This is a genomic window from Bradyrhizobium sp. TM233 (genome assembly GCF_036247965.1).
Lineage (GTDB): Bacteria > Pseudomonadota > Alphaproteobacteria > Rhizobiales > Xanthobacteraceae > Bradyrhizobium > Bradyrhizobium ottawaense.
The window spans coordinates 1-258 of sequence record NZ_BTIG01000142.1 but is presented as its reverse complement, the minus strand read 5'-3'; the positions used below and the strand labels follow the sequence as shown (position 1 = coordinate 258).

General features: G+C 60.9%; 1 protein-coding gene and 1 pseudogene. Both read right to left on the bottom strand.

Going from position 1 to position 258, the window contains the following annotated elements; all coding sequences use genetic code 11:
• The coding region (locus AABA86_RS34060; RefSeq protein ID WP_338309856.1) for a twin-arginine translocation signal domain-containing protein at positions 1–187 on the bottom strand (187 nt) is incomplete at its 3' end.
• A gap of 1 nt (position 188) precedes the next feature.
• Positions 189–258 (bottom strand): annotated as a pseudogene (locus AABA86_RS34055) ((2Fe-2S)-binding protein); the annotation flags it as partial.

Below are 258 nucleotides of genomic sequence, written 5' to 3'. Positions count from 1 at the left end.
TCTTGCCGGCACCGGTCTCATAGGCGAACGCCTGGCGCGACATCACGGGTGCCGCGAGCACGAAGCCGCCGGTGATGCCGAGCCCCTTCAGGATGCTGCGGCGCGAGACCTTCTCGATCTTGATGTTCTTTTCGAAGCCACGTTTTTCGAAGCCACGGAGCTTGCCGGGATTGTCGATGAAATTCATGTCAGACCCCCGTCGATGCGAGATGGATCGCGTTCTCGATGCGCTGGTAGCAGCCGCAGCGGCAGATGTTG